This window comes from Pedobacter sp. MC2016-15, from assembly GCF_026239695.1.
Lineage (GTDB): Bacteria > Bacteroidota > Bacteroidia > Sphingobacteriales > Sphingobacteriaceae > Pedobacter.
In genome coordinates this window covers 414,608-440,009 of the sequence record NZ_JAPIVS010000002.1, presented here as the reverse complement: position 1 = coordinate 440,009, position 25,402 = coordinate 414,608, and the positions used below count along the sequence as shown (strand labels likewise).

General features: G+C 45.5%; 19 protein-coding genes. 7 read left to right on the top strand and 12 right to left on the bottom strand.

Annotated features, from left to right (window positions below; genetic code table 11):
* Nucleotides 1-25: 25 nt before the first annotated feature.
* Nucleotides 26-562, top strand: coding sequence for a DUF4251 domain-containing protein (locus OQY15_RS06640; protein ID WP_265789249.1), 537 nt, complete (start codon nt 26-28; stop codon nt 560-562).
* Nucleotide 563: 1 nt separating this feature from the next.
* Here OQY15_RS06640 and OQY15_RS06635 read toward each other — a convergent pair whose 3' ends face one another.
* The 9 genes from OQY15_RS06635 to secA all read right to left on the bottom strand — a co-directional run bounded on the left by OQY15_RS06635 (nt 564) and on the right by secA (nt 11,947).
* Nucleotides 564-1,610, bottom strand: coding sequence for a glutaminyl-peptide cyclotransferase (locus tag OQY15_RS06635; protein WP_265789247.1), 1,047 nt, complete (start codon nt 1,608-1,610; stop codon nt 564-566).
* A gap of 34 nt (nt 1,611-1,644) precedes the next feature.
* Nucleotides 1,645-2,007: a YraN family protein gene (locus tag OQY15_RS06630; RefSeq protein ID WP_265789245.1), complete on the bottom strand. Its 363-nt coding sequence runs from the start codon at nt 2,005-2,007 to the stop codon at nt 1,645-1,647.
* Entirely contained in the window at nt 2,008-3,984 is a 1,977-nt protein-coding gene (gene dnaG, locus OQY15_RS06625) for a DNA primase (RefSeq protein ID WP_265789243.1), read from the bottom strand.
* 9 nt (nt 3,985-3,993) lie between these two features.
* A complete protein-coding gene (locus OQY15_RS06620) occupies nt 3,994-4,659 on the bottom strand; it encodes an SGNH/GDSL hydrolase family protein (protein ID WP_265789240.1) in 666 nt (221 codons plus the stop codon).
* A 51-nt stretch (nt 4,660-4,710) separates the two neighbouring features.
* Nucleotides 4,711-5,970, bottom strand: a complete 1,260-nt coding sequence (locus OQY15_RS06615) for an ectonucleotide pyrophosphatase/phosphodiesterase (RefSeq protein ID WP_265789237.1) — start codon at nt 5,968-5,970, stop codon at nt 4,711-4,713.
* Nucleotides 5,971-6,025: 55 nt separating this feature from the next.
* The gene (locus OQY15_RS06610) at nt 6,026-6,952 is read right to left on the bottom strand and encodes a hypothetical protein (protein WP_265789233.1); all 927 of its coding nucleotides are present in this window, start codon (nt 6,950-6,952) and stop codon (nt 6,026-6,028) included.
* A 3-nt stretch (nt 6,953-6,955) separates the two neighbouring features.
* The gene (locus OQY15_RS06605) at nt 6,956-8,143 is read right to left on the bottom strand and encodes a M20 family metallopeptidase (protein WP_265789225.1); all 1,188 of its coding nucleotides are present in this window, start codon (nt 8,141-8,143) and stop codon (nt 6,956-6,958) included.
* Nucleotides 8,133-8,573, bottom strand: a complete 441-nt coding sequence (locus tag OQY15_RS06600; RefSeq protein WP_265789223.1) for an SPOR domain-containing protein — start codon at nt 8,571-8,573, stop codon at nt 8,133-8,135. Before OQY15_RS06600 ends, OQY15_RS06605 begins: the two co-directional genes overlap by 11 nt.
* A 68-nt stretch (nt 8,574-8,641) precedes the next feature.
* Entirely contained in the window at nt 8,642-11,947 is a 3,306-nt protein-coding gene (gene secA, locus OQY15_RS06595) for a preprotein translocase subunit SecA (RefSeq protein WP_265789221.1), read from the bottom strand.
* Between the two features lie 230 nt (nt 11,948-12,177).
* Between secA and purD the strand changes: the two genes are divergently transcribed.
* A complete protein-coding gene (gene purD, locus OQY15_RS06590) occupies nt 12,178-13,449 on the top strand; it encodes a phosphoribosylamine--glycine ligase (RefSeq protein WP_265789219.1) in 1,272 nt (423 codons plus the stop codon).
* A gap of 273 nt (nt 13,450-13,722) precedes the next feature.
* Here the strand turns inward: purD and OQY15_RS06585 are convergent, their stop codons facing one another.
* Nucleotides 13,723-14,910, bottom strand: a complete 1,188-nt coding sequence (locus OQY15_RS06585) for a formimidoylglutamase (protein WP_265789217.1) — start codon at nt 14,908-14,910, stop codon at nt 13,723-13,725.
* Nucleotides 14,911-14,983: 73 nt separating this feature from the next.
* Between OQY15_RS06585 and OQY15_RS06580 the strand changes: the two genes are divergently transcribed.
* The 5 genes from OQY15_RS06580 (at nt 14,984) to OQY15_RS06560 (ending at nt 21,563) form a co-directional block, all read left to right on the top strand.
* Complete coding sequence (locus tag OQY15_RS06580) at nt 14,984-15,952, top strand: NAD-dependent epimerase/dehydratase family protein (protein ID WP_265789215.1); 969 nt, start codon at nt 14,984-14,986, stop codon at nt 15,950-15,952.
* A 1-nt stretch (nt 15,953) separates the two neighbouring features.
* The gene (locus tag OQY15_RS06575; protein ID WP_265789213.1) at nt 15,954-17,252 is read left to right on the top strand and encodes an HAD-IB family phosphatase; all 1,299 of its coding nucleotides are present in this window, start codon (nt 15,954-15,956) and stop codon (nt 17,250-17,252) included.
* A 7-nt stretch (nt 17,253-17,259) separates the two neighbouring features.
* Nucleotides 17,260-18,219, top strand: coding sequence for a tryptophan 2,3-dioxygenase family protein (locus tag OQY15_RS06570; protein WP_265789211.1), 960 nt, complete (start codon nt 17,260-17,262; stop codon nt 18,217-18,219).
* Nucleotides 18,220-18,281: 62 nt separating this feature from the next.
* Nucleotides 18,282-19,346: a branched-chain amino acid aminotransferase gene (locus tag OQY15_RS06565; RefSeq protein WP_265789209.1), complete on the top strand. Its 1,065-nt coding sequence runs from the start codon at nt 18,282-18,284 to the stop codon at nt 19,344-19,346.
* 60 nt (nt 19,347-19,406) lie between these two features.
* On the top strand, nt 19,407-21,563 hold the full coding sequence (locus OQY15_RS06560) for a DPP IV N-terminal domain-containing protein (RefSeq protein WP_265789207.1): 2,157 nt from the start codon (nt 19,407-19,409) through the stop codon (nt 21,561-21,563).
* 49 nt (nt 21,564-21,612) lie between these two features.
* Here OQY15_RS06560 and OQY15_RS06555 read toward each other — a convergent pair whose 3' ends face one another.
* On the bottom strand, nt 21,613-23,409 hold the full coding sequence (locus OQY15_RS06555; protein ID WP_265789205.1) for a hypothetical protein: 1,797 nt from the start codon (nt 23,407-23,409) through the stop codon (nt 21,613-21,615).
* Nucleotides 23,410-23,464: 55 nt separating this feature from the next.
* A complete protein-coding gene (locus OQY15_RS06550) occupies nt 23,465-25,279 on the bottom strand; it encodes a DUF748 domain-containing protein (RefSeq protein ID WP_265789203.1) in 1,815 nt (604 codons plus the stop codon).
* Nucleotides 25,280-25,402 lie beyond the last annotated feature (123 nt).

Genomic DNA, 25,402 nt, shown 5'->3' with positions numbered 1-25,402 from the left:
CTGATCACACATAAACCAAATACAGATGAAAACGCTTAAAAATATCCTCATTCTTGCTTTGCTGTTCTCTGCGGTAACATTGAATGCCCAGACAGACAAAGCGACTACTGCACGCATCGTTGAGGCACAAAACTATGTTTTTGTAGCTACGACAGCGCTTCCGCTGAATGCCGCAGACATCAACCAGATCATGAACAGGATGCCCGGCTATAACGGCGGTGGCACCATCAACCTGAGCGGATCAAACTATGACCTTTCTGTCACTCCTGACAGCCTGGTATCCTACCTGCCCTATTACGGAAGATCCTTTACGCCCAAATATGGCACGATCGATGAAAACGGAATAAAGTTTAAATCAAAGAAATTCAGCTACAAAAGCAGTGCGCGCAAAAAAGGCGGATGGAACATCGCGATCGACCCAAAGGATGTGAAAGAAAACTTCAGGCTGAATCTGGTGATTACCGAATCAGGATATGGAACACTCACTGTTATCAATAACAATCAGCAACCGATCACTTTCAACGGCTATCTCTCAGAAACAAAACCTAAAAAGAAAAACTGAGTTATTTCGCGATCAGTTCGATCTGGAACAGTTTGGAGAACTTTTTCCCGGTTACAAAAAGACGTTTCCCCGCAGCATCCCAGGCAATGCCATTCAGGACGTCTGTATTGGGAAATCTATCTTTCGCCGGCAAGATACCCGTCAGATCTATATATCGTTCTACTGAGCCGTTCTTAGGGTCAATTACAGCAATTTTGTCCGACTGATAGATGTTTGCAAAGATTTTACCATCGATGTATTCCAGTTCATTGAGCTGGTCTACCTGCCCCTTGTTGTCATAAACATCGATATAGCTCTCCTCCTTGTAGTCTGTTCCGTTCAGGAACCAGATCCTGTTGGTACCGTCAGATTTAATCAGGCGCTGTCCGTCGTACGTTAAGCCCCATCCTTCCCTGCTGTTCTGGTATGGAAAAGTACTCAGCTGCTTTAGCGTTTTGGCATCATAAACAAAGCCAAGGTTCTCTTTCCAGGTCAGCATTACCACTTTATCACCCACCAGTGAAGAGCCTTCAGCAAAATACTTCTCTTCAATATCTATCCGCTGGACTGCCTTGCCTGATTCCAGGGCTACCCACCTCAATGTAGAGGCACCGTATTCTCCCGTGCTTTCCAGGAATTTCCCACCGTGATATTCAAGCCCCTGTGTATAGGAGCTGGTATCGTGGGGAAAAGTATTGATCACCTTATAGCTGAATTCCGCAGGCTTCAGTGCCGACTTCAGCACGATATTGATCGTTACCGTATCTTTTTTCTGTCCATTATCCACCACTGCAGATATCAGTTTATAACCCAGTGAAAGATCTGCTGTCTGTAAGGTAAATTCCTCTGTATTGGTTTTAGAGCCTACTGCCTTCCCCTCTACCAGATAAGTCACGCTGCTGACTTTGCTGTCTGCAGGCATATCCAGCTGCACTTTTACTGCTTCGCCAAGACTATAGGTCTGCCCCTGTTCCGGAACTTTAAATCCCAATACAGCATCTTTACTGCCTTCGTTTTTACAGGCACTGACAAGAGTTATCGCGACAAGCACACCAGCCAGAGTTATCATTTGAGAAAGTTTTAGAGAGCGTGATAAAAAGGTATTACGTAGGCCAGAATGCATCTTCAATATGATTAATTTTATAAAGTTCCTTATTTTCAAAAACAATTGCAATAATATCAAACCGGATCTCCCCCTGGTGGTTCCTCCTGTCGATATAAACCGATGAAGCCATTTCCAGCTGTTTCTCCTTTTTCCAGTTTACAAACTCTTCGGGCTCTCCGTGATCTACAGACCTGCGGGTTTTGACCTCCACAAAGATGAGGGTATCCTGGTACAGGGCAATCAGGTCAATATCCGCCCTTCCATACACCCAGTTCTGTTCGAGTATCCGGTAACCCAGCTTTTCCAGGTATGCCTTTGCCAAAAGCTCTCCGTATCTGCCCAGTTCGTTATGCTCTGCCACTTACTTCAGGATTACAGAGCCCAGGAATTTGGAGATCTCACGCTCCACATTTTTGATATATGCATACCGCTGCATCAGGATTTCCTGGTTAACAGGGTCGTTTTCTGTTTTAATTTCCTGCAGCAATCCCAGCAGAATACGGTCTACTTTCCGCTTTTTCAAATGGAAAAGACCACCCAGGATGGTAGCTTTCAGGTTTACCGTTTCATCTCTTACGTAAATCTGGTGTTTGTTATACCAGTTTTCACTCAGCGCATACGGCGAGGTAGATAAAGTGATGGCCAGGTCGGCTATGGTACGGTTTTCATTTTTTATGAACTGATTGGCCACCGGCAGATGCCCGTTTTCAATTTCTTCCTTATAGTTCTCGATGATCAGTTTGCATACCTCGTCTTCAAAGGTCACGTCTGCCAGGTTCTGCATGATAAAAGAACCGATATACATGTTGTCGATATTGTCCCAGCTCACCAGTTCATGGCCAAAGGCCAGCAGGAGCCTTACAATCTCATGTTCCTGCAGCTGATCATTGTCGACCGTGCTTTCCACCTCCGGCATATCCGGAGAAAAGTTATCATCAAACAGGTTGTCCGGCGGACCGTCTGGTGCACCAAAGCCCGCATTGGCTGAAAACTGCTGTTTTGGAGGGTTCTGCTGGTTGAAGGCCTTTTTGCTTCTGGCCGACTTCATTTTGTTGAGTTCGGTGAGCAGCATCCGCTCTTCTACCTGCAGCAGGCGGCTGCATTCCCTGATAAACACCGAAGCTTTGATATCATCCGGGATCTTCGCAATACTCTCTACGATATCCCTGATTATGCCCGCCCTTTTGATCGGGTCTGTACCTGCTTCCTTCAGCAGGATATCCGCCTTGTACAGGATAAAATCCTTACGGTTATTCTCAATATAGAGTTTAAATGCCCCTGCACCTACCTTGTGCATGTACGAATCCGGGTCGTGTCCGTCGGGAAAGTTCACAACCTTCACATTCAGCCCCTCTTCCAGGATCATGTCCAGTCCGCGCAGTGAAGCCTTAATACCCGCCGCATCACCGTCATACAGGATCGTCACATTCTGCGTAAAGCGGCCGATCAGCCTGATCTGCTCTACCGTCAGTGAGGTTCCTGAAGAGGCCACCACATTCTCAATACTGGCCTGATGTACCGATAGCACATCCGCATACCCTTCTACAAGATAACAGTTATCAAAATCACGGATAGCCTTCTTGGCCTGGAAAAGTCCGTAGAGGACATTCGATTTATGATAGATATCACTCTCGGGAGAGTTGACATATTTTGGAACATTTTTGTCCGTCTTCAGCGTTCTGCCACCAAAGCCGATCACCCTGCCGGTAAAGTTGTGGATAGGGAACATCACGCGGCCACGGAACCTGTCGTACACCCTGCCCTTGTCATTGCGGACGGATAAACCTGTACGTTCCAGGTATTCTTCCTTATGTCCGGCAGCTTTTGCACTCAGGATCAGCGCATCCCACTGGTCGGGCGAATACCCCAGTTCAAATTTCCTGATGATATCTTCCCTGAAACCCCTTTCCTTGAAATAGCTGAGCCCGATAGCGCGGCCCTGCTCTCCAGTCCAGAGTTCATTCGCAAAGTAATGCGCCGCATACTGCGACACCACGTATAAACTTTCACGGGCATTGTTCGCTTCTATATTCTGCGGACTCTGCTCTTTCTCTTCAACCTCTATATTGTACTTCCGCGCGAGATATTTCAACGCCTCCGGGTAGGAGTACTTCTCGTGGTCCATGATAAAATGCACCGCGTCGCCACCCTTACCGCAACCAAAACATTTGTAGATACCTTTGGTAACCGAAACATTGAAAGACGGCGTTTTCTCGTTATGAAAGGGGCAATTGCCGATTAAGCTTGTACCACGTTTCTTCAGCGACACAAAATCACCTACCACCTCCTCAATACGGGCGGTGTCCATGATCTTGTTAATGGTATCCTGTAGTATCATTAAAATGTATTACTTCAATAGCGGCAGTAAAACATCTGCTACTGCCTTGTTGCCCTTAGGGTTTAAATGAACACCATCTGTTGTCAGCACCCCTTTTTCAAGGTCGTCCGGGTTATTCGCCAGGTCAAACGCCACAAACTGATCTCTCAGGTCTACCAGCGGCAGTTTGTTTTTCTGCGCCAGCTCACGGATAGCTGCTGAATATTTGTCCAGTTCAGCATCCATTTCATTTCTGCCACCTTTCTTTTCGCCGATCACAGCTGGTGTGCAGAGGATAACTTTGGCATTGCCCGACTGGATCTTGGCGATCAGTGCCTGGTAGAATTTCACAAACTTGTCCAGATCAGTACCGGTATGTGACGTCTGTTTATGCCATACATCATTTACGCCGATATAGATTACTACCAGATCCGGCTTTTTGTGGAGAACATCATCTTCAAGGCGAAGGTAAAGGTCATATATTTTGTTTCCGCCAATACCGGCGCCGATCACTTCATATTTCGAGGAATCCAGCGATTTCTTTATCAGATCCACATATCCGCCAGGTTTAACCCCCTGCTGCGTGATAGAATCACCAAAGAAAATTATTTTTTTAGGCTTGACTTTCATAGCCAGGAACGAGACAGCAAAACAGCATATAGTCAGGTAAAGGATAGATTTTAACAACTTCTTCATCAATATTTGTTTTTAGGTAACTGGTTCAGATAAAGTTCAAATATAACCAATTCAATTTTTTTTCAGCACACCTTTCAGAACTTCTATGTTCCCATCGATCTCTTCTGTGTAATTCAGCCCCAGGATATTACTGATCAGGGGATACACATTGACATTCTCAAACTTCGGGATTTTGAGGTGCTCCCTGAAGGCCGGGCCCCAGGCAAAAAACGTGGCCTGCATGTCTTTCACCTTCCGTGGGTCAAACCCGTGATGCCCCATACCAGGGGTTTTATCGCCAAATACCCGCGGCCATTCCGGGATCAGGATGATATCCCCGATGCGGTTCATTTTGTCATCCTCTGCCCCGTAATGCAAATGCTTTGGCATCGCTGTTTTCAGGTATACTTTATAGTCTTTTGCAGATTTGCGCAGCTCTTCATACATGGGCTGGATATCAGCTTTATTTTTCGCGTATAGTGCCAGCGTCGTGCTGGAAAAGGTAGTTTTAAACTTAGCCGGATCAATATTTTTTGGCGAAGGAATAGGGTTTGCAGTATCTACCTGCGTCATACCGTGATCAGACACAAAGACGAAGTTTACCGGCAGACCTGTAGTTTTCACTGCCTGCGTAAGCTGGTAAACCACAGAATCCACCATTTGTACCGCAGCTGCAGTTTCGGGCGTCTCCGGACCGGAATGATGACCGGCGTGGTCAGGCTCAGAAAGATAGAAAGTTATCAGGTGCGGCCTTTTCTCTTCCGGCAATTTTAACCAGTTGAGCACAATCTCTATTCTGTCGGGCATACTGATTTTATCATTATAACTGTAGTAGTAAGTTGGCCTTACACCCTTAATTGCCGCCTCAGAACCTACCCAGAATAAACTCGCCGCCAGCATCTTTTGTTGTTCTGCCAGCACCCATAAAGGCGTGCCGCCATACCAGTTGCCATCCTTCACTTTGAGCGTATTTCCCATGGTGTACTTGTCATCCTGCGCGGCATTAAAAAAACTGTTGCCCACGAGTCCGTGATGAGAAGGGTACATCCCCGTCACCAAAGTATAATGGTTGGGAAAAGTTACCGAAGGAAAGGAAGGGATCATGGCTTTGGCCTGTACGCCATTGCTGCTCAGCTCCAGCAAATGTTCGGCATGGTATTTCTTAGCATAATCATGCCTGAAGCCATCGGCAGAAATCAGGATAACATAAGGCTTTTTCTGTTGTTCCTCTGCATTGCTGCGCCCTGGAACAGTATAGGAAACAGAGTCAGTTTGTGCGGATAATTGCAGCACGGCAAACGACAGCGCAAGGAAGGAAAGCACTTTTTTCATGAAGGGAAGTTGAGGTAAATAATGTCGGCCGCAAGTTAAGCAAAACAAGAACGCCTTATTGATAATCCTTGTGTAAAATCAGGAAGCTCGCACGCTCTTCCTTCTTGAAGGGAATATTCCAGTTCCCCTGGTAGGTGATTTTTGATGGCAATTTCTCTTCGCCAAAGTAGCTCATCTCGATGTTCATCTGCACATCAAAATCAAAAAGCATATTGCTGTATTTCATATCCACATAACGCCCCAGGATGGCAAAGTTGCGTTTGTCAAATATCGTCACCAGCTCCTTGATCATCAGCCCGTCCTTTGTCCAGTTGCTCAGTCCGTCTTTCACGCTCACCCTGAACCGGTATACAGGGATAGAATCCAGGTAAGTACCACTCTGAAACCCATAGTCATAATACTGGCGCATATTTGCGGTAAAAATCTCCGTTTTGCTGCCAATAAAAGGAATCCCCTTCACCGGTCTGCCGGGATTAAAGATCAGCGTTTTCAGCTTGCTTTTATAACTCTCATTGGACTCCCCCTTAGGGCTGCCGGTAGAAGCGTCAGCCACGAAATCCGTTTTGTAGGCATTCATAAAGATGTAGTCAAACATCTCTACCGTATACAGCTGATACTTTCCATTTTTCTTAAACACCTTGCCCGTATCCTGCTTCACCAGGTATTCCATTTTTACCGGTTTGGCCGTATGCCTGATTTTCCTGTAAATCTTTCCGTTTACCTTGTTCTTTTTGTCGTAGGTAAAAATCCTGTTTTCAGCGATGAAGCTGTGTGCCTTCATCCTGCGGAAAGCGGCGTAAAAAGTGGTATCTGTGGTTACCGCATTGATAAAAGTCTCCACACTCAGCTTCTGGGCAACGATATTCACGTTTGAATCCAGGGTGATCGTTTTGATCGTATCCGGGTTAAAACGGTCTATCTGCTGTGCAGATGCGCCCACTCCCCATACAGCCAGTACAGCAGTTAAAATTCTTTTAATCATCTGTTAGTTTCCCAGCTGTTTCAGGGCGATATAGGCCATTAAACCTGTTGATATTTTCAGGGCGTCCTCATCCACGTCAAAATTAGGGTGGTGCACCGAGTATTTTGTGTCTTTTGCGGCATTTCCCGTTCCCAGGCGATAGAAACAGGCATCAGTAACCTGCGAATAATAGGCGAAGTCTTCTGCAGCCATCCAGATATCCAGGTCGACCACGTTCTCTTTGCCCAGGTAATCCTCTGCAAAGCCACGTGCATTTGCCGTCAGCTGTTCTTCATTGATCAGGAAAGGATAACCATCCATGATCCTGAACTCACAGCTGCCACCCATACTTTCTGCGATGCCTTCAGCCATTTTCTTCATCAGTCGCTTTGCTTCCCTGCGCCAGTCTTCATTCAGCGTTCTGAACGTACCCTCCATTTTCACTTCATTGGGAATGATGTTCGTAGCACCATTGGCATTTACTTTTCCAAAAGAAAGCACTGAAGGCAATCTCGGATCGGCATTGCGGCTCACAATCTGCTGCAGTGCCACCAGAATATGTGCACTGATCAGCACCGGATCTATATTTTGCTGAGGCTGTGCCCCGTGGCCGCCTTTACCATGTACAGTGACATAAAGTTCATCTGTAGAAGCCATATAGATCCCTGAGCGGAAGCCTACTTTTCCTGCATCTATCAGAGGCATTACATGCTGACCGATGATATGCTGAGGTTTCGGGTTTTCCAGTACACCTTCGGCAATCATGATGCTCGCGCCGCCAGGCAATAACTCTTCACCCGGCTGAAAGATCAGTTTAACCGTTCCCCCAAATTCTGCTTTGAGGCTGTTTAAGATGTACGCAGCCCCTAACAGGGATGAAGTGTGCACATCATGTCCGCAGGCATGCATTACCCCCGGGTTCTTTGAGATATAGGGCTTATCATTAGCCTCATTGATCGGCAGGGCATCGATGTCACCACGCAATGCGATAACGCCATCAGAGGGAAGATCTCCCTTGATCAGACCTACCACACCAGTATTTGCCATTACCTCGAAAGGGATGCCCCATTCAGTAAGCTTTGATTGAATGAATGCCGACGTTTCAAATTCTTTAAAGGACAGTTCCGGGTTGGCATGAAGATGACGACGGAAACTGACCACCTCTTCAAAAATGGTACCTGCTAAATCTTGAATCTGCTCTTTATTTATCATTGCTCTGCTCTAAACTGGGTGCATTAATTTTTTCTCTGATCACAAAGAGCGTGGCGAAAACCGGCCGCAGCTCATTCATCATCCGCTGGGCTTCCAGGCGTGTCCTGAAATCTCCTGCACGTAAGTAATAATTCGGTTCTTTATAAGTGATATAGGTATTGATCTTTGGGTAGGAGCTTTTGAAACGCTGCTGCTGACTAAAAACTTCTCTGCGGTCAGACCCATAAAATATTTGTACACGATAGCCCATCTGTGTGACAATAGGGCCATCCCTGCGTGTAGTGACTGTGGTTGTTTTCCTGCTGAGTTCAATGCGTCTTTCAATCAGGCTGTCGATCAGCGGATCTTTGATAACCGTCACTACGCCCCTTTTCTGGGCAAATGAGATAAAGGAAAAACAACAAATAACCAGCGTAAAGAATAATTTCATAAAAGTTTATAAAAAAAGAATGCCGACTTCTTTTTACAAAAATCGGCATTCTTTGTGTGTATTACAAATTACATTCCTGCACCGTGGCAGTTTTTGTATTTCTTACCGCTTCCGCAGAAACAAGGATCATTTCTTCCGATCGTCACTTCTTTACGTACAGGCTGCTGTGGTGCCTGCTCACGGGTATCTTCAAACTGAACCTCGTCACCCGTAGATGAAGCAAATTCAGGTTTAGATAACTTCAGCTTGCTGGCAGGTTTTGGTGCCTGTGCCTCGCGCAGATCATCCGCTTCCTGTTGTACAGGGATGCCACCTTTATATAAGAAACTTACTACTTCTTTATTCACTGCGTTCAGCATGTTTTTGAACAGGTTGAAAGCTTCCATTTTGTAAATGATCAAGGGATCTTTCTGCTCATAAACCGCATTCTGCACAGACTGTTTCAATTCGTCCATTTCACGCAGATGCTCTTTCCATGACTCATCGATCAGCGCCAGAACAATCGTTTTCTCAAATGATTTGGTCACTTCCCTGCCATCGTTCAGCATCGCTTTTTTCAGATCTACTGCCACCTGAACACTTCTGATACCGTCTGTAAAAGGAACCACAATCTGCTCTACATGGTCGCCACGCTCTTCAAAAACCTGTGTCAATACCGGCATTGCCTGACTGATGATGGCGTCCGACTTCCTGGTATAGAAAGCAACAGCTTCTTCGAACAGTTTATCTGTTAAAATATGTACGCTTCTTGAGCTGAATTCGGTTTCTGTAATCGCAGTATCCAGAGAGAAGTTTTTGATGACTTCCAGTTTGAAGCCTTCATAGTTATTTTCCTCTTTGTACTCACTTACTACATCTTCAGCCACATCGAACACCATATTGTTCATATCTACATCCAGACGCTCACCAAACAAGGCGTTTTTACGTTTTGAGTAGATTACGGAACGCTGAGAGTTCATTACGTCATCATATTCCAGCAAACGCTTACGGATACCAAAGTTGTTTTCTTCAACTTTTTTCTGTGCACGCTCGATAGATTTTGTAATCATTGAATGCTGGATCACTTCACCATCTTCAATACCCATTTTTACCATGATATTGGAGATACGCTCAGAACCGAACAAACGCATTAAGTTATCTTCCAGTGAAACGAAGAACTGGGATGAACCCGGATCTCCCTGACGACCGGCACGACCACGCAGCTGTCTGTCTACACGGCGCGACTCATGACGCTCTGTACCTACGATGGCCAGACCGCCTGCTTCTTTCACACCTGCACCCAGCTTAATATCCGTACCACGACCAGCCATGTTGGTAGCGATCGTTACTGTTCCTGCCTGACCAGCTTCAGCTACGATATCAGCCTCTTTCTGGTGCATTTTAGCATTCAGTACATTGTGTTTGATACCTCTCAGTTTCAGCATGCGGCTCAACAGCTCCGAAATCTCTACTGAAGTGGTACCTACCAGTACCGGACGGCCTGCTTCGGTCAGTTTCACAATTTCTTCTGCAACTGCATTGTATTTCTCGCGGATGGTACGGTAAACGTAATCCTGCTCGTCTTTTCTCGACATTACCCTGTTGGTAGGAATCTCTACCACATCCAGTTTGTAGATCGACCAGAACTCACCGGCTTCTGTAGTTGCTGTACCTGTCATACCGCAAAGTTTGTGGTACATACGGAAGAAGTTCTGTAAGGTTACAGTAGCATAAGTTTGTGAAGCATCTTCAACTTTTACATTTTCCTTTGCCTCGATCGCCTGGTGCAAGCCATCCGAATAACGGCGGCCATCCATGATACGACCTGTCTGCTCATCTACAATCTTGATCTTACCTTCATCGATAATATATTCTACATCGATCTCAAATAAAGTATAGGCTTTCAGTAACTGATTTACCGAGTGTACACGTTCAGCCTTGATGGAGTAATCGCGCATCAGCTCATCTTTCCTCGCGATTTTATCTTCGCTGTCCAGTTTCGATTTCTCAATTTCAGCGATCTCAGTACCGACATCAGGCAATACGAAGAAATGCTCATCTTCGCCTGATTTGGTGATCAGCTCAATACCCTTTTCAGTAAGCTCTACCTGGTTGTTTTTCTCATCGATATAGAAATAAAGATGTGAATCTACTTTAGGCATGTTCTTAGACTGATCAGCCATGTAGTGGTTTTCAGTTTTCAGAAGAAGCTGCTTGTTGCTGCCTTCACTTAAAAACTTGATCAGTGCTTTATTTTTTGGTAAACCACGGTGTGCTCTCAATAAAGCCAGACCACCTTCACCTTCTTCGGTGCCGGTTTTACCTTCGTTAATTAATTTCTTTGCATCGTTCAGCGCTTTGGTCACATACTCTCTCTGTGCATTCACCAGTCGCTCGATCCTTGGTTTCAATTCATGGAACTCATGCTGATCTCCAAAAGGAACAGGTCCTGAGATGATCAATGGTGTACGTGCATCATCGATCAGTACTGAATCGACCTCATCCACCATAGCGAAGTGTAATTTGCGCTGCACCAGTTGTCCCGGTTCCTGAGCCATGTTATCACGCAGGTAATCGAAACCAAACTCATTGTTGGTACCGTAAGTAATATCTGCCAGATAAGCATCCCTGCGCTGCTGCGAGTTAGGCTCATGTTTATCGATACAGTCTACACGTAAACCATGGAATTCAAACAGCGGTCCGTTCCACTCCGAGTCACGTCGTGCCAGGTAATCATTCACTGTTACAATGTGAACCCCTTGTCCGGCCAATGCGTTCAGGTAGGCAGGTAATGTACTTACCAGCGTTTTACCCTCACCCGTTGCCATCTCAGCGATTTTACCGTTGTGAAGCACAATACCACCGATCAGCTGCACATCATAATGCACCATGTTCCATTGTACCGTGCTGCCGGCAGCATCCCATGAGTTAGCCCAGAAAGCTTTGTCGCCCTCAATCTTCACATTCGCCCTGCGCGAAGCATATTCGCGGTCGTATGCCGAAGCAGTAACTTCGAGCTGTGGATTCTCTGTAAAACGTCTTGAGGTTTCTTTTACCACGGCAAAAGCCTCAGGAAGAATCTGCAGTAATACCACTTCCAGTTCTTTGTCCCTGTCTTTGATCAGAAGGTCGATCTGCTCATAGATAGAAGTTTTCTCCGGCAGGGATAAATCCTGACCTTCAGCATCTGCTTTGAGGTTACTTATTTTAGTATCAATTTCTGCTAAAGATTTGGCAATAACGTCTTTGAAATAGACAGTTTTGTTACGCAATTCGTCATTGCTTAAAGCCGAAAGCTTAGCATATTCTTCCTTTATTTTGATGACAAGTGGTTGGATTGCCTTAATATCTCTATCCGATTTGCTTCCAAAAACTTTCGTTAAAAATCCTAACATTGTTTTTATCTGTGTTTATTTATTTAAAAATCATGATTTTACAACAACCAAGCCATATCAGCCAACAAGTCACTTTGGCAGTTGTCGGGGGATAAAAATACAAATTATCTTCCAAATTGCTCAGACAGTATTGCTTTATTCGGCCAGACAAGTACAAATTGTCATCTTGTTGTAAGTATAAATCAAAAGATAAACTATATAATTTAGGCAAAGCGGTTATCTTTGCCGCTATGAATATCTTATTATTAGGTTCCGGCGGCAGAGAAAGTGCTTTCGCCTGGAAAATCAGCCAGTCTGAATTATGCTCCAAACTATTTATTGCACCGGGCAACGGCGGCACGGGTGCATATGGTAAAAATGTAAACCTGAACCCAAATGATTTTGAGGCTATCAAAAAGTTTGTGTTAGCAGAAGGCATTACCCTGGTAGTAGTTGGTCCCGAAGAACCTTTGGTAAATGGTATTCATGATTTCTTTGTTGCCGATGAGCAGCTGTCGAAAATCCCGGTGATCGGGCCAAAAAAAGAAGGTGCAATCCTGGAAGGCAGCAAAGACTTTTCAAAAGAATTTATGGCCCGCCACGGCATCCCTACCCCGGGATCAAAATCTTTCACCAATGATACGCTGGCTGAGGGGCTTGCTTACCTGGAAAACCACAGCCTGCCGGTAGTACTTAAAGCCGACGGACTGGCTGCGGGCAAGGGTGTTGTCATCTGCGAAAGCATTGCTGATGCACAGGCAGAACTGAAGCTGATGCTGGGTGGTAAGTTTGGCACTGCCGGATCTCTGGTGGTGATCGAAGAATACCTGACAGGTATTGAACTTTCTGTATTTGTACTGACCGATGGCGACAGCTATGTGATCCTGCCGGAGGCGAAAGATTACAAGAAGATCGGCCAGGGAGATACGGGACTGAACACGGGCGGTATGGGCTCTGTTTCACCGGTTCCCTTTGCAGACCAGAAATTTCTGAACAAAGTAGAACAGACAATTATCATTCCTACGATTGAAGGACTGAAAAAAGACAATATTGATTATACAGGTTTTATTTTCTTTGGCTTGTTCAAAGTAGGTGATAAACCGATGATCATCGAGTATAACTGCCGTATGGGCGATCCGGAAACGGAAAGTGTTTTACCAAGGATTGAGAACGACCTGGTAGAGCTGTTTGTGGCCACTTCAGAAAAACGCCTGAAGGATGTGCAGCTGAAGACCAGCCCTAAGAGTGCTGCTACAGTCATGATCGTTGCCGGTGGATATCCGGGAGATTATGAAAAGGGCAAGGTGATGGCAGGAATTGATAACCTGCGCAAATCCCTGGCTTTCCATGCGGGAACAACGCTTGAAGGTGGCCTGATCAAAAGCAATGGCGGCCGCGTACTGGCGGTGACGAGCCTGCAGGACGATATGTTTGATGCCCTGCAGTCGGCCACTGCTGATGCTGCAAGGGTTTATTTTGACGGTAAGTATTTCAGGGAAGATATCGGGTTTGATTTGATGTAACATCGTGTACTCTTCGTACACTGTTCGTAGTTTGTTATGGGTAAAGCTATGGTTAGCCTATACTTCAACTATGCCTGAGCTATACCATGTTTACCCCATCTCTACTCCAACTTCACCATAACTTTACCCAAAGGGTAAACAAGGGGTAAAGTTAGCGTAAAGTTGAGGTACACCTGGGGTAAACATGGTATAGTGCAAGTATAGTTCAGCCATAGTCAAACTATAGCTTGACCACGAACAGTATACGAACGAAATACGAACAGTGTATAGGCCTTACAGCAACTTCTGATAAGTTCTCCACCATAGATCAGGCATCTCCCCATCCACAGCTATGGTATAATCTTCATAGCGGCAGGGAACAAGGTGGTAACGTTCATTTTTAGATACCCCTGAAGGGTAAGGCACCTGCATCCACCAGCGGTCAGACTTCTTGCTTTTCACAAAAAGCATTTCTCCTGAGCCATCTTTCAGACTGGCGCGGTAAATCAGGTACTGTGATTTGGGATTTAATGGGAAATCCTTTTTCCTGTTATAAAAACCATCGACGAAGTACCACACCATTTGTGCCAGCAGCATCGCCGTCTGGCTGCTGTTGTCAAATGCCGGGTTAAACTCATAAAAACCGATAGATGTCAATTTATCATTCAACCCTGCATAATGGGCAATCTTACAGGCCTGCTCGCCATAAAAGCCATTAGGACCCGTATTGCCATTGGCAGGGGCATCAGAAGAGCGGATAGCCGACAGGTCGAAACTCACCATATTGGCGTTTCTCATGACCGGTTCTACAGAGCTGATCTCATTGAGAAATTCTCCAAGGCGGTGCACATCAAAATATAACTTGTTCATCACCTTCAGGCTGTCCTGGTTCACAAAATAGGTCTGGTAGCCTACATTGCTAAAGTTAAACAGGTAATTGGGCTGGTGTAAAAATATCTTGTTCAGGTAGCTGTTCGACTGAGTAGCGATGCTCGCTTCGTCATAGTCGTCCTCGTCCAGATCAAACTTATTGTCGACCACCACCAGGTCTACTTTCTGCTCCAGGCTCTCGTATGCCATATACTGTGCGTAGGTAAGATCCTGTCCGCCACCGATAATTACGGGAATAATATTGAGTTTGATCAGTTCTGTGACTACCGTTTTCAGTGCCACGTAGGTATCCGCGATGGTCTCCCCCGCAATGATATTTCCCAGATCGATGATCCTGCTTTCAAAAGCGCCTTCATTCAGCAGGTAGAACTGCTCTCTGAAGTAATCCGGTCCCAATGAACAGCCGTTGTTATTCACCGCAGCACGGTCGTCCTTTACCCCGAAAATCGCAATATCATATTCTTCATCCCCGAGTTCGGGAAATTTATCAGTATAAAATCTAGCCTTTAATCCCAGCTGACTGGTATAAAATCCCTGTTTAGGTGTAAATTTTTCGGGAATTAAAGGGGAGAAAAAATCGGATAATGACATAATTGATATAATGTATGCTGTCAAATATCTATTTTTGAGACCACATATTAATGAACATCCTAAAAAAAATGAAATGATTTTAGTTACCGGCGCCACAGGTTTTTTAGGATCTGAGCTGATTGATCAGCTGACGCGGCAGGGAAGAAAATTACGGGCATTAAAGCGGGCAGATTCTCTCATTCCGGTGTCCATCAGAGATAATCCACTGGTAGAATGGCTGGTCACAGACATCAATGACCTCGCGGCACTGGAAGATGCTTTTGAGGGAATTACGCAGGTATATCATTGTGCTGCGCTCGTTTCTTTCAATCCGGCCGACAAAGCGAAATTACTAAAAATCAACATCGAAGGAACCAGTAATATTGCCAATCTGTGCGCACATTATGGGGCAAAGCTACTCCATGTAAGTTCCGTTGCAGCACTGGGCGAAGCCAAAAAAGGGATGCAGATTACGGAGGACGACTACTGGGAATATGATCCTAAAGTACATTCCTACGCCATCTCGAAATATGAAGGCGAAATGGAAGTCTGGCGTGCAATTGCCGAAGGACTGGACGCTGTAATTGTGAACCCATCCGTGATGATCGGTGCCAACGCAGGTTACACCGGCAGCGGAGCGATTTTCAAGCTGGTGAAGAACGGCCTCAGCTATTACACCTCCGGCGCTACCGGCCTCGTGGATGTGAGTGATGTGGCAAAAAGCATGATCACACTGATGGAAAGCCCGGTTAGCGGCGAAAGATTTACCATATCGGCAGAGAACTACCACTATAAACAGTTTTTTTCAGAAATTGCAGCAGGTTTTGGCGTAAAAGCACCTGCTAAAGAAGCGGCTCCATGGATGCTGGGTCTGGCATGGCGCGCAGAGAAAGTCCGTTCTCTTCTTACGGGAAAAGCACCGGGACTTACCAGCGATGCGGCACGCAGCAGCATGAACATCAGTCTCTACAGCAACGAAAAAATCAAAAATACTACAGGTATTACCTTTAAGCCCCTGCATGAAAGCATCAAGGAAGTGTGTGCAGGTTTAATTAAAAACTAAGATGAAGCAGAAGAACATTTACATTATTGATTTCGACAGTACCTTTACACAAGTGGAAGCATTGGATGAGCTTGCACGGATTTCTTTGAGTAAACACCCGGACAAGGAGGCGATCTTCCAGAAAATTGAAGACCTTACCAACCTGGCCATGGAGGGTAAACTGTCATTCAGTGAAAGTCTGGCACAGCGTGTAAAACTGCTTGAAGCTTCTGAAGAGCATCTTAAACAACTGATCAAAACTTTAAAAAAGAAAGTTTCCAGCTCATTTTCCCGCAATGCGGCCTTCTTTAAAAAACATGCCGATCAGGTGCTGATCGTTTCTGGCGGTTTTAAGGAATTTATCACTCCGGTAGTGAGCCAGTACCACATCAAAAAAGAAAATATTTACGCCAATACTTTTGTGACTACAGGAGATGGCAAAATCATAGATTACGACCACGCCAACCCGCTGAGCGAAGAGGGTGGCAAGGTAAAACTGATGCAGCAGCTTGACCTGGAGGGCGACCTCTATGGGATCGGCGACGGATATTCTGATTTCCAGCTTCGCGAAAGCGGCATGATCAAGAAGTTCTATGCCTTTACAGAAAACATTTCCAGAGACAGCATCGTCAGCCGCGCAGACCATGTTACGCCGAGTTTTGATGAATTTCTCTATGTGAACAACCTGCCAAGGGCAATCTCCTACCCGCGGAACCGAATCCTCTGCCTGGTGATCGGTGAAGTGCCGGCAGAAAGTATCACGCTGCTAAAAAAAGATGGTTTTTCTATCCGTCATAAATCCACCTTTGAGGATAAATACGTAAAAGATGTACATATGGTACTGCTGGCGGATGGGGAAAAAATGGACCCGGAAAAGTTAAAGCTTGCGGTAAAACTGAAAACGGTGGGCTATCTGGGTAACGGTAAAAACTACCTGGATATGAAGACTTGTACCGATATGGGTATCGTGATCTTTGAAGATCCAAAGCATAACCCGAGGAACAGTAATTTTATCCCTAAGCGGATGATGGACTTTATGAACACAGGAACTACTTACCTGAGCAGTAATTTCCCGAACCTGCAGCTGCCGAGGTTTAACCAGAGCCACCGTCTGATCCACGTACACCATAACGTGCCGGGGATTATGGCGCAGATCAACACTGTTTTTGCCAAACACAGCATCAACATTGTGGGTCAGTTCCTGATGACCAATACGACGATCGGTTATGCGATCACGGATATCAATGCAGAATACGATAAAGATGTTTTTAAAGCCCTAAAGAAAATTGAACACACTATAAAATTCAGAGTACTCTATTAGCACTACCATGGAACTTACCCCTGAAATTAAAGAAAAGCTGGATAAACTCCAGGAAAAATATGCCGCTATGGGTCAGGATATGGCGGCTTACCTGGACGGCCTGCTGTATGCAGACTTCCTCACGTACTGGGATTATATCCACCTGGATACGCTGCTGAGCCTGCAAAGCCCTAAAACGCCATTTCCTGATGAAGAGATCTTCATCATGTACCACCAGATTACTGAGCTTTACTTTAAGCTCAGCCTGCATGAGTGTAAGCAAATTGCAGAACATCCGGCACTGACCGTACAGTTTTTTACCGATCGCGTCAAGCGGATCAACGCGTATTTCAATGCGCTGGTGAGTTCGTTTGAAGTGATGGTCAACGGAATGGAGAAAGAGCAGTTTCTTAAATTCAGGATGTCCCTGTTACCGGCAAGCGGCTTTCAGTCGGGCCAGTACCGCATGATAGAAATCTGTGCGACCGACTTCAGCCGGCTGGTAGATAAAAGCCGTCGCGACGAGCTGGCGAATGCCAGCATTGAAGAGAAATTTGAACATATCTACTGGAAGTTTGGCGCCACGGAGCTTGCCAGTGGCAAACAGACACTAACGCTGAAGCAGTTTATCAGCAAATATGCAGAACAGTTCATGCAGCTGATCAGGGAACGTGAACACACTAATTTCTCTGCCCTGTACCATCGCCTGCTGGCTGAGGGACAGGATGTAACGCTGCTGGCAGAAGAACTGAGGAAGCTGGATCTGTTTGTCAATGTGGAATGGCCGCTGTCACATTATAAATCTGCAGTGAGATACCTGGAACGAGATCCCGTAGACATCGCCGCAACGGGGGGCACCAACTGGCAGAAATATCTTCCGCCACGTTTTCAGAAAAGAATTTTCTATCCCTTTTTATGGACAGAAACCCAGCTGGAAGAATGGGGTAAGTCGTGGGTAATTAGTGTATTAAAAACACTCCACTCTTAGAAAATAAACTGGCTAAGGAAAATTATTTTTCCTAAATTTGAAGAAAACTAATACCGAGGACCGTGATAGAGACATTGACCATAAAAACCACGAAAACTGCACATTCCAGACTGGCTGAAACGGATAAAACCGACCTGCCCTTTGGAAAGTATTTTACCGATCATATGTTTGTTGCCGATTATATTGATGGGGAATGGACAAACTTTGAGATTGTGCCTTATGGCCCGATTCCAATGAGCCCGGCAATCTCTGCCCTTCATTACGGACAAACGATTTTTGAAGGCATGAAAGCCTATAAACAGGCTGACGGTAGCGTGAGCGTATTCAGAGCTGACAAAAACTGGGCACGATTGAATAAATCTGCCGAAAGGATGTCGATGGCTACGCTTCCTGAAGAGGTGTTCATGCAGGGCCTTGCCGCACTGATTGATGTGGACAGGGACTGGGTACCGGATATCGAAAACTACTCTTTGTATATCAGACCAACGATGTTTGCTACAGACCCCTTTCTGGGCGTGAGACCTTCATCAACCTATAAATTTCTGATCCTGATGAGCCCTAGTGCTCCTTATTACAGCAAGCCGCTGAAGGTGAAGATTGAGACAAAGTACACGCGCTCTGTAGACGGTGGTGTGGGTGCTGCAAAAACCGGTGGAAATTACTCCATGGCGATGCTGCCTACAACCAAAGCGCTTGAAGAAGGTTTTGACCAGCTGATCTGGACAGACGCGAAAGAACACAGATTTGTGGAAGAATCCGGTGCAGCGAACCTGATGTTCGTAGTAGACGGAAAAATCCTGACGCCTGAAGTACGCGAAACTATCCTCGATGGTATCACCAGGGATACGATCATCCATCTGGCGAAGAGCCTTGGATATGAAGTTGAGGAAAGAAGGGTAGAGATCAAAGAGGTGCTGGAATACGCAGAAAGCGGACGTCTTACCGAAGCTTTTGCAGTAGGTACTGCGGCTACGGTTACGCAGATCTATGAGATGAACTACGAAGGCAAAGCTTATCCGCTGACTGACCCTGCTACACGTACAATTTCTACAGGGATCGCAAAAAAATTAAATGAGATCCGCTATGGTCTTACGGCCGATGAATTTGGCTGGAACTGGATTGTATAACCCACAATAAAACATTGACAATACGAGGCGCCCCCACACGGGCGCCTTTAATTTTATATTATGAAGCTTTCTAAATCACTCTCTTCAGGCAGCAGCCTGATTGTAACATTAACTGCCAGTTTCGCGTTGATGGCGGGTACAGGCATTACAGCTCATGCCCAGCAACGATTAACCTTCCAGCAAACTCAGGGCAAAGTGCCCTCGCTCAGCAAAACCATTGGCGTAATCTCTGGCTGGAGTGATGACAGCCATTATATCGAAACAAGCCCGGGCTCACAGCAGATGTACGCTGTGGACATCCGCAGCGGCGAACGTAAGGCCTACACTCCACCACCAAAAAGCAATGTAAATGTGATGGTGAAGGACAAAGATGTGTATATCCAGTACGGAAAGGATGAGCCTAAGAAATTAACTACCGACACTGCCGAGGAGAAAAACCCAACCCTTTCTCCGGACGGAAAATATGTGGCTTTTACACGAAACAGCGACCTGTATGCGGTAGAAGTGGCTTCGGGCAAGGAAATCAGATATACTACAGATGCAACAGATGTGATCTATAACGGATATTCTTCATGGGTATACTTTGAGGAGATCCTCGGCCGTCCTACCAAATACAAAGCTTTCTGGTGGGCTCCGGACAGTAAACACCTTGCTTTCATGAGGTTTGATGACACCAAGGTGCCGATGTTCCCCATCTACGGCTCTACCGGTCAGCATGGATATACTGAAAAAACACGTTACCCAAAGGCTGGTGATCCAAACCCCGAAGTGAAGATCGGCTTTGTGCCTGCTGCCGGCGGAGCAGTGGTATGGGCGGATTTCAATGAAAAGGACGATCAGTATTTTGGTACGCCCTACTGGAGCTTTGACGGCAGCAGCCTGATGGTGCAATGGATGAACCGCGGACAGGATAACCTGAAGTTCTACACGGTAAAACCTGAAACAGGTGCCAAAAAGGAAATCTATGATGAGAAACAGCCTTCATGGGTAGACCTGGATTATGATGGCCGCATCACTTACCTGGAGGATAAAAAACATTATATCCTGAAAAGTGATAAAACTGGCTGGGCACACTACTACCTGTATACGCTTGACGGAAAGTTACTGAATCCGCTGACCAGCGGAAAATGGCAGGTGACGAACCTCCTGCAGGTAGATGAGAAAAATAAAGTGGTTTATTTCACGGCGCGCAAGGAAGCTTCAACACGGACAGACCTATATCGCGTAAACTATAATGGTAAAGGATTAAAAAGACTGACATTTGGAGAGTACAGTCACCAGGTGAAGATCTCGCCTACGGGAAAATATTTCATTACGACCTATTCCAATGTGACTACACCTGTTAAGCAGACCTTGCTGGACAACACTGGAAAGGTGATCAAAGAGATTGCCGATAGTAAGTCGGCAGGTTTTGCCAGCTATAACATTGGCAAGACGGAAATGATCACGATCCCTACCGATGATGGCTATAATCTGCCGGCGGTAATTACCTATCCGGTAGATTTTGACCAGACAAAAACATATCCTGTAGTTTTCAGTATGTATGGCGGCCCGGATGCGGGTACTGTTACCAACACCTGGAAAGGAACAGCCAACCAGTGGTGGGCCAATGAGGGCATCATCCAGATCTCTGTAGACCACCGTGCTTCGGGGCAGTTTGGCAAGGAAGGCGTGGCTTTGATGCACCGCAACCTGGGTAAATGGGAGATGAAAGATTATATCACCGCAGCAAAATGGCTGAAATCGAAGTCGTGGGTAAATCAAAAAAAGTTGCTGATTACAGGACATAGCTATGGCGGTTATATGACCAGCATGGCCCTGACTTACGGCGCAGATTATTTTGACTTTGGCTATGCAGGAGCACCGGTGACGAGCTGGGAATTATACGATTCTGCCTACACTGAAAGATTTATGGACACCCCGCAGGAGAATCCTGAAGGATACAAAAATGCTTCTGTATTGACCTATGTGGATCAGTACAAAGGCTTGCTGCGTATCATGCATGCTGATATGGACGACAACGTACATATGCAGAATACCATACAGTTCATCAATAAGATGGAGGATGCAAATAAACATTTTGAGCTGATGATCTATCCGGGAGGAAGACATGGCTGGAGCGCTACGGTAAAAGGCAAGCATGACTTTACGGAGCGTGCAAGGTTTTATTATCAGAACTTACTGGAGAAAGCGGTACCGGATGAGTTGCTAAAATAACGATTCCCGCTTTCCTTAAAAAAATAAGCCTCTGTACACATACAGGGGCTTATTTTTTTCCCTTCGCATCCTGTCTTTTCTGACGGTTCTCCCTGCGCTGTTCCCTGTCGGCTTTCATCTTTTCGAACTCTGCAATCTTCGTTGCTATTTCTGCTTCCTTTTGCGGGGTAAGTCCTACGGTGTATTTGATGCCCTGAAAAAGAGACTGCCAGATAAAGCTAAAAAAGGAGTTTGTAGGGTCACGTTCAAATTCTATAGGCGCCGTGATGAATTTACCCTCTTTATTGGGATTGGCGGGATTGATCACCAGGGCATTCGCCAGCATAGAGATCAGCTTCTGCTTCACCAGTCTGTTGTTCCCCTCTACCTTTTTCAGCAGTCCGATAGACAGATCATCATAAGCAAAAGACAGCTTTCCCCTGGCCTTTGTTTCATCAGCAACCACATCAAAGTTTAGCTTCTGCACTTGTCCGCTTTTTACCTGCACCAGTCCCAGTGGTTTGGTAATCTTGTTCAGCACCGAGCCTTTCATGTTGGTGAGCTCCCCGTTGTAGGAAAATGCGCCATTCCTGGCATTCAGATCGAATTTAAAATTCACATGCAGTTTACCCTGACCCATCATATAACTATCCAGGCTGGCCAGCATAAAGGGGTTCTTTGATTTCACCCTGGCTTCATTGGTTACATTGGTAATCGTGCCGGAAGTATTCTCAAAAGAGATCTTTCCCTTCTGCCTCGTATAGCGGTCGAACAGCGCATACCTGAAGTCTATATTATTCAGATTGAGCCTTTTTACCGACAGTTGTCCTTTTACCGTTTGCAGCAGCTGGTGCGGAAACTTGCCCATCCTGGCTACACCCTTTGAGGGAAGTTCATTGTTGTTGAATACATTCACAAAACCATTATTGATGGTCATATCCCTGGCAGAGAGCTGCAGCTTTTTCACGTAGAGCGGCAGATCAATCCCGGTTAAGCGGATGTCGCTCATCTGGATATTAAACCGGTCTTTCGCATAACCTGCGACACGTCCGAAGTCCATTTCAGAATACCTTGGTGAAAGGCTGAACCTGTTGACATGAAGCAGCCCTGTGGAAGCCTTAAAGGACAATGAATTGATGCGCATCCGGTAGAGGCTGTCAGGGGTAGCAAAATCATAATCATTCAGGTTGATCAGAACATCTTTGATCAGGTAAAAACGGGAAGGGTCTGAAGCAGAATTTGCATCGATCAGCCAGTCTTTGAAAGTAATGTCCAGGTTATCCAAAGAATCTGCTTCGGCTACAGGCAGGTTCTTGTTGACATATTTGAAGGAGATATTTTTGAAATCAATGCTGTTGACGCAAACCCGCTGTAAGAATTTGGAGATATAGCCATAAGGAGATTTATAGGGCCTTGCAGAACGATTTTCATTGAAATCAAATTGCCTGTTGATCATCACTACGCTGGGATGTTCGAACAGCAGCTGGTCTACATCCAGGGTTTTATCCTTAAATAAACGAAAGGGATGAAAATTCCAGATGGTCAGTTTCTTCAGCCGTACTTCATAGATATTATTTGGGGCACGTTTTAAACGCACCAGTTTGTTAAAGATATTGGTATCCGGCAGGATGTTCACATCCAGGATCGAGGCATTTCCCAGCAGATAGTTGGTGTTCACGGTACTGAATTCGATACGATAGAGGCTGTCCGTAGCATTCAGTACCAGGTCTTTCAGTTCTTTGGTGACGATCGGACGGCGTTTGGAGCTCAGGTACCATGATGCAGCATCTGCAGTCATGAACAGCACAAACACGATTCCGGCGATCCATTTGAGTATAGTAAATGTCTTACGGGAAGTTTTAATCATGCATTACCGTTCATTTGATTTTACAATATACGTTTTTTCTCAAGCGGGAATCTACTTAATTCTTTTCCTTTTCAGCTTTCCACTGTGCTCTTCTTTCCTGTCTTTTCTCTTTGCGGCTTTGCTGTTTTTCTTTCCGTTCCTCCAGCTTTTTTACTACGGCTTTACGTCCTGCTTCCGGGCTCTTCATCGGGACTATACCCAGGCCTACTGTTTCCCGAATACCTATGAAGACGCTTTTCCATAACAAGTTGAAGAAGGAGGCTCCCGGCGGGCGTTCAAAAACGATATCCGCCCTGCGTACCGGTTTCCCTTTGGAGGGGTTCTCGTCTTTAACGATCAGGGTATTGGCAAGGAAGGAGAGCAGTCCCTTTTTCTTGCTTGGCTTCCCGTCCTCACCTTCTTTCAGCAGCTCTATCTTCAGGTTGTTGTAATACATGTACATGGTACCCCTGGAGCCGCTTTTGTTGGCTTTTACATCAAAATTGATTTTCTGAATCTGACCACTTTCCACCTTCAGCATACCCAGGGCTTTGGACAGGGGATTGAGCTTTACCATATCCACTTTGCCGATATTACCCTTAAAGTTGAAAGCCGCGTTGGCAGCAAGCAGGTCGAAGTTAATGACGATATGGAGTTGTGCCGCTTTCACCAGATAGGCATCAAGATCTGCCACTGCATATTTGCTCTTTGCGATGGAGGCAGAATCATTGGTCACGTTATAGATATTTCCGTTGAGTCGATCGATATTGATGGTTCCTTTTTCCTGTGACATCGGATTATATTCGGTGTAGGCAACGTTGACCTTGCGGAGCTGAAGGGTATCTATGGTAGTTTCTACAGGTAGCCTTCTCAGCGCCATATGGGGGAAATTGCGTGATTTATCGCCATGTCCCGGCGGCATTTCCCTATTCATGAAAACCTTTGCTTCTGCATTACTGATGCGCAGTGATTTTGCCTGCAGGACACCCCTGATGTTCAGCCTGTAGAAGTTCACTCCCCTAAAATCAATCTCATCAAAGGCCAGGTCATACCTGTCTTTCTGCCTCTTCAGCATTTTGCTGAACTGTATTTCGGGATACATGGGGATCATTTTGAGCCCCTTGATATGTACCTTTCTTCCGATAGCCGATCCGGTAATGGTATCTATTTTCATGGTGTACATCTTATCCTTTGATAAGGAATGATAACCAGCCAGTTCGAAAGAGATATCTTTTGTATAGTAAAATCTTGTGGTATCAGACCTGGAATGTTCATTGAGCAGCAGGTCTTTTACATGCACATTTAAATGTTTGACTGAGTTTAAGATCTGTCCCGATGCCCCGCTTACATAGTCGAAATCTGCATCTTCGATTTTGATTCCCTTGATATGGACAGACTTCAGTGTTTTGGAGATTCTTTCATATAAGCTCCGGCGGTCTTTGACCGGAGTAGGCTTGTGATAGACCTTATTATAGATCATATTGATGGAAGGATGTTCCAGAATGATATCATTCATCTCTATTTTTTTCTTGAAATAGATGGTGAGAACCGATATTCTGCGGAGCTGCAGCTTCTCCAGTTTCACCTGAAATAAGTGCGTTGGGGCATCCCCTGTTTTTTTCCTTGCATTGAAAATTGCAGTGTCAGGGGCAAGTAAAATACTGTCAACCGTAACACTGCCTGTGAGGAGGTTTAAATGGATATCCTTAAAGTTCAGCGTGTACAGCTGATCGGAACCCTGGTACACTACATCCTTAATTTTCTGTGTCAGTACCGGCTTCCAGCGAATGCTGAAATAGACAGAAAAACCGGCTACAATAATGATCAGGGCCAGAAATATTCCTGCAATCCATTTCCATATTTTTCGCATTCCTGATTTGCTGCCGCCCATAGTTTAAGTTTATTTTATACCATACAAGCACCATGCCTACAATGTTTGGAAGAGCTCATTTAAATTCTGCCAATTTGTCATTTATGAATAAATTTCATATTTTTGTACCCCAGTAATAGGATT

What these genes read in the sequence shown, in the direction of transcription:
- OQY15_RS06640 (WP_265789249.1), top strand. Translation starts at nt 26, where the DNA reads ATGAAAACGCTTAAAAATATCCTCATTCTTGCTTTGCTGTTCTCTGCG.
- OQY15_RS06635 (WP_265789247.1), bottom strand. Translation starts at nt 1,610, where the DNA reads ATGATAACTCTGGCTGGTGTGCTTGTCGCGATAACTCTTGTCAGTGCC.
- dnaG (WP_265789243.1), bottom strand. Translation starts at nt 3,984, where the DNA reads ATGATACTACAGGATACCATTAACAAGATCATGGACACCGCCCGTATT.
- OQY15_RS06620 (WP_265789240.1), bottom strand. Translation starts at nt 4,659, where the DNA reads ATGAAGAAGTTGTTAAAATCTATCCTTTACCTGACTATATGCTGTTTT.
- OQY15_RS06615 (WP_265789237.1), bottom strand. Translation starts at nt 5,970, where the DNA reads ATGAAAAAAGTGCTTTCCTTCCTTGCGCTGTCGTTTGCCGTGCTGCAA.
- OQY15_RS06610 (WP_265789233.1), bottom strand. Translation starts at nt 6,952, where the DNA reads ATGATTAAAAGAATTTTAACTGCTGTACTGGCTGTATGGGGAGTGGGC.
- OQY15_RS06605 (WP_265789225.1), bottom strand. Translation starts at nt 8,143, where the DNA reads ATGATAAATAAAGAGCAGATTCAAGATTTAGCAGGTACCATTTTTGAA.
- OQY15_RS06600 (WP_265789223.1), bottom strand. Translation starts at nt 8,573, where the DNA reads ATGAAATTATTCTTTACGCTGGTTATTTGTTGTTTTTCCTTTATCTCA.
- secA (WP_265789221.1), bottom strand. Translation starts at nt 11,947, where the DNA reads ATGTTAGGATTTTTAACGAAAGTTTTTGGAAGCAAATCGGATAGAGAT.
- purD (WP_265789219.1), top strand. Translation starts at nt 12,178, where the DNA reads ATGAATATCTTATTATTAGGTTCCGGCGGCAGAGAAAGTGCTTTCGCC.
- OQY15_RS06585 (WP_265789217.1), bottom strand. Translation starts at nt 14,910, where the DNA reads ATGTCATTATCCGATTTTTTCTCCCCTTTAATTCCCGAAAAATTTACA.
- OQY15_RS06580 (WP_265789215.1), top strand. Translation starts at nt 14,984, where the DNA reads ATGATTTTAGTTACCGGCGCCACAGGTTTTTTAGGATCTGAGCTGATT.
- OQY15_RS06575 (WP_265789213.1), top strand. Translation starts at nt 15,954, where the DNA reads ATGAAGCAGAAGAACATTTACATTATTGATTTCGACAGTACCTTTACA.
- OQY15_RS06570 (WP_265789211.1), top strand. Translation starts at nt 17,260, where the DNA reads ATGGAACTTACCCCTGAAATTAAAGAAAAGCTGGATAAACTCCAGGAA.
- OQY15_RS06560 (WP_265789207.1), top strand. Translation starts at nt 19,407, where the DNA reads ATGAAGCTTTCTAAATCACTCTCTTCAGGCAGCAGCCTGATTGTAACA.
- OQY15_RS06555 (WP_265789205.1), bottom strand. Translation starts at nt 23,409, where the DNA reads ATGATTAAAACTTCCCGTAAGACATTTACTATACTCAAATGGATCGCC.
- OQY15_RS06550 (WP_265789203.1), bottom strand. Translation starts at nt 25,279, where the DNA reads ATGGGCGGCAGCAAATCAGGAATGCGAAAAATATGGAAATGGATTGCA.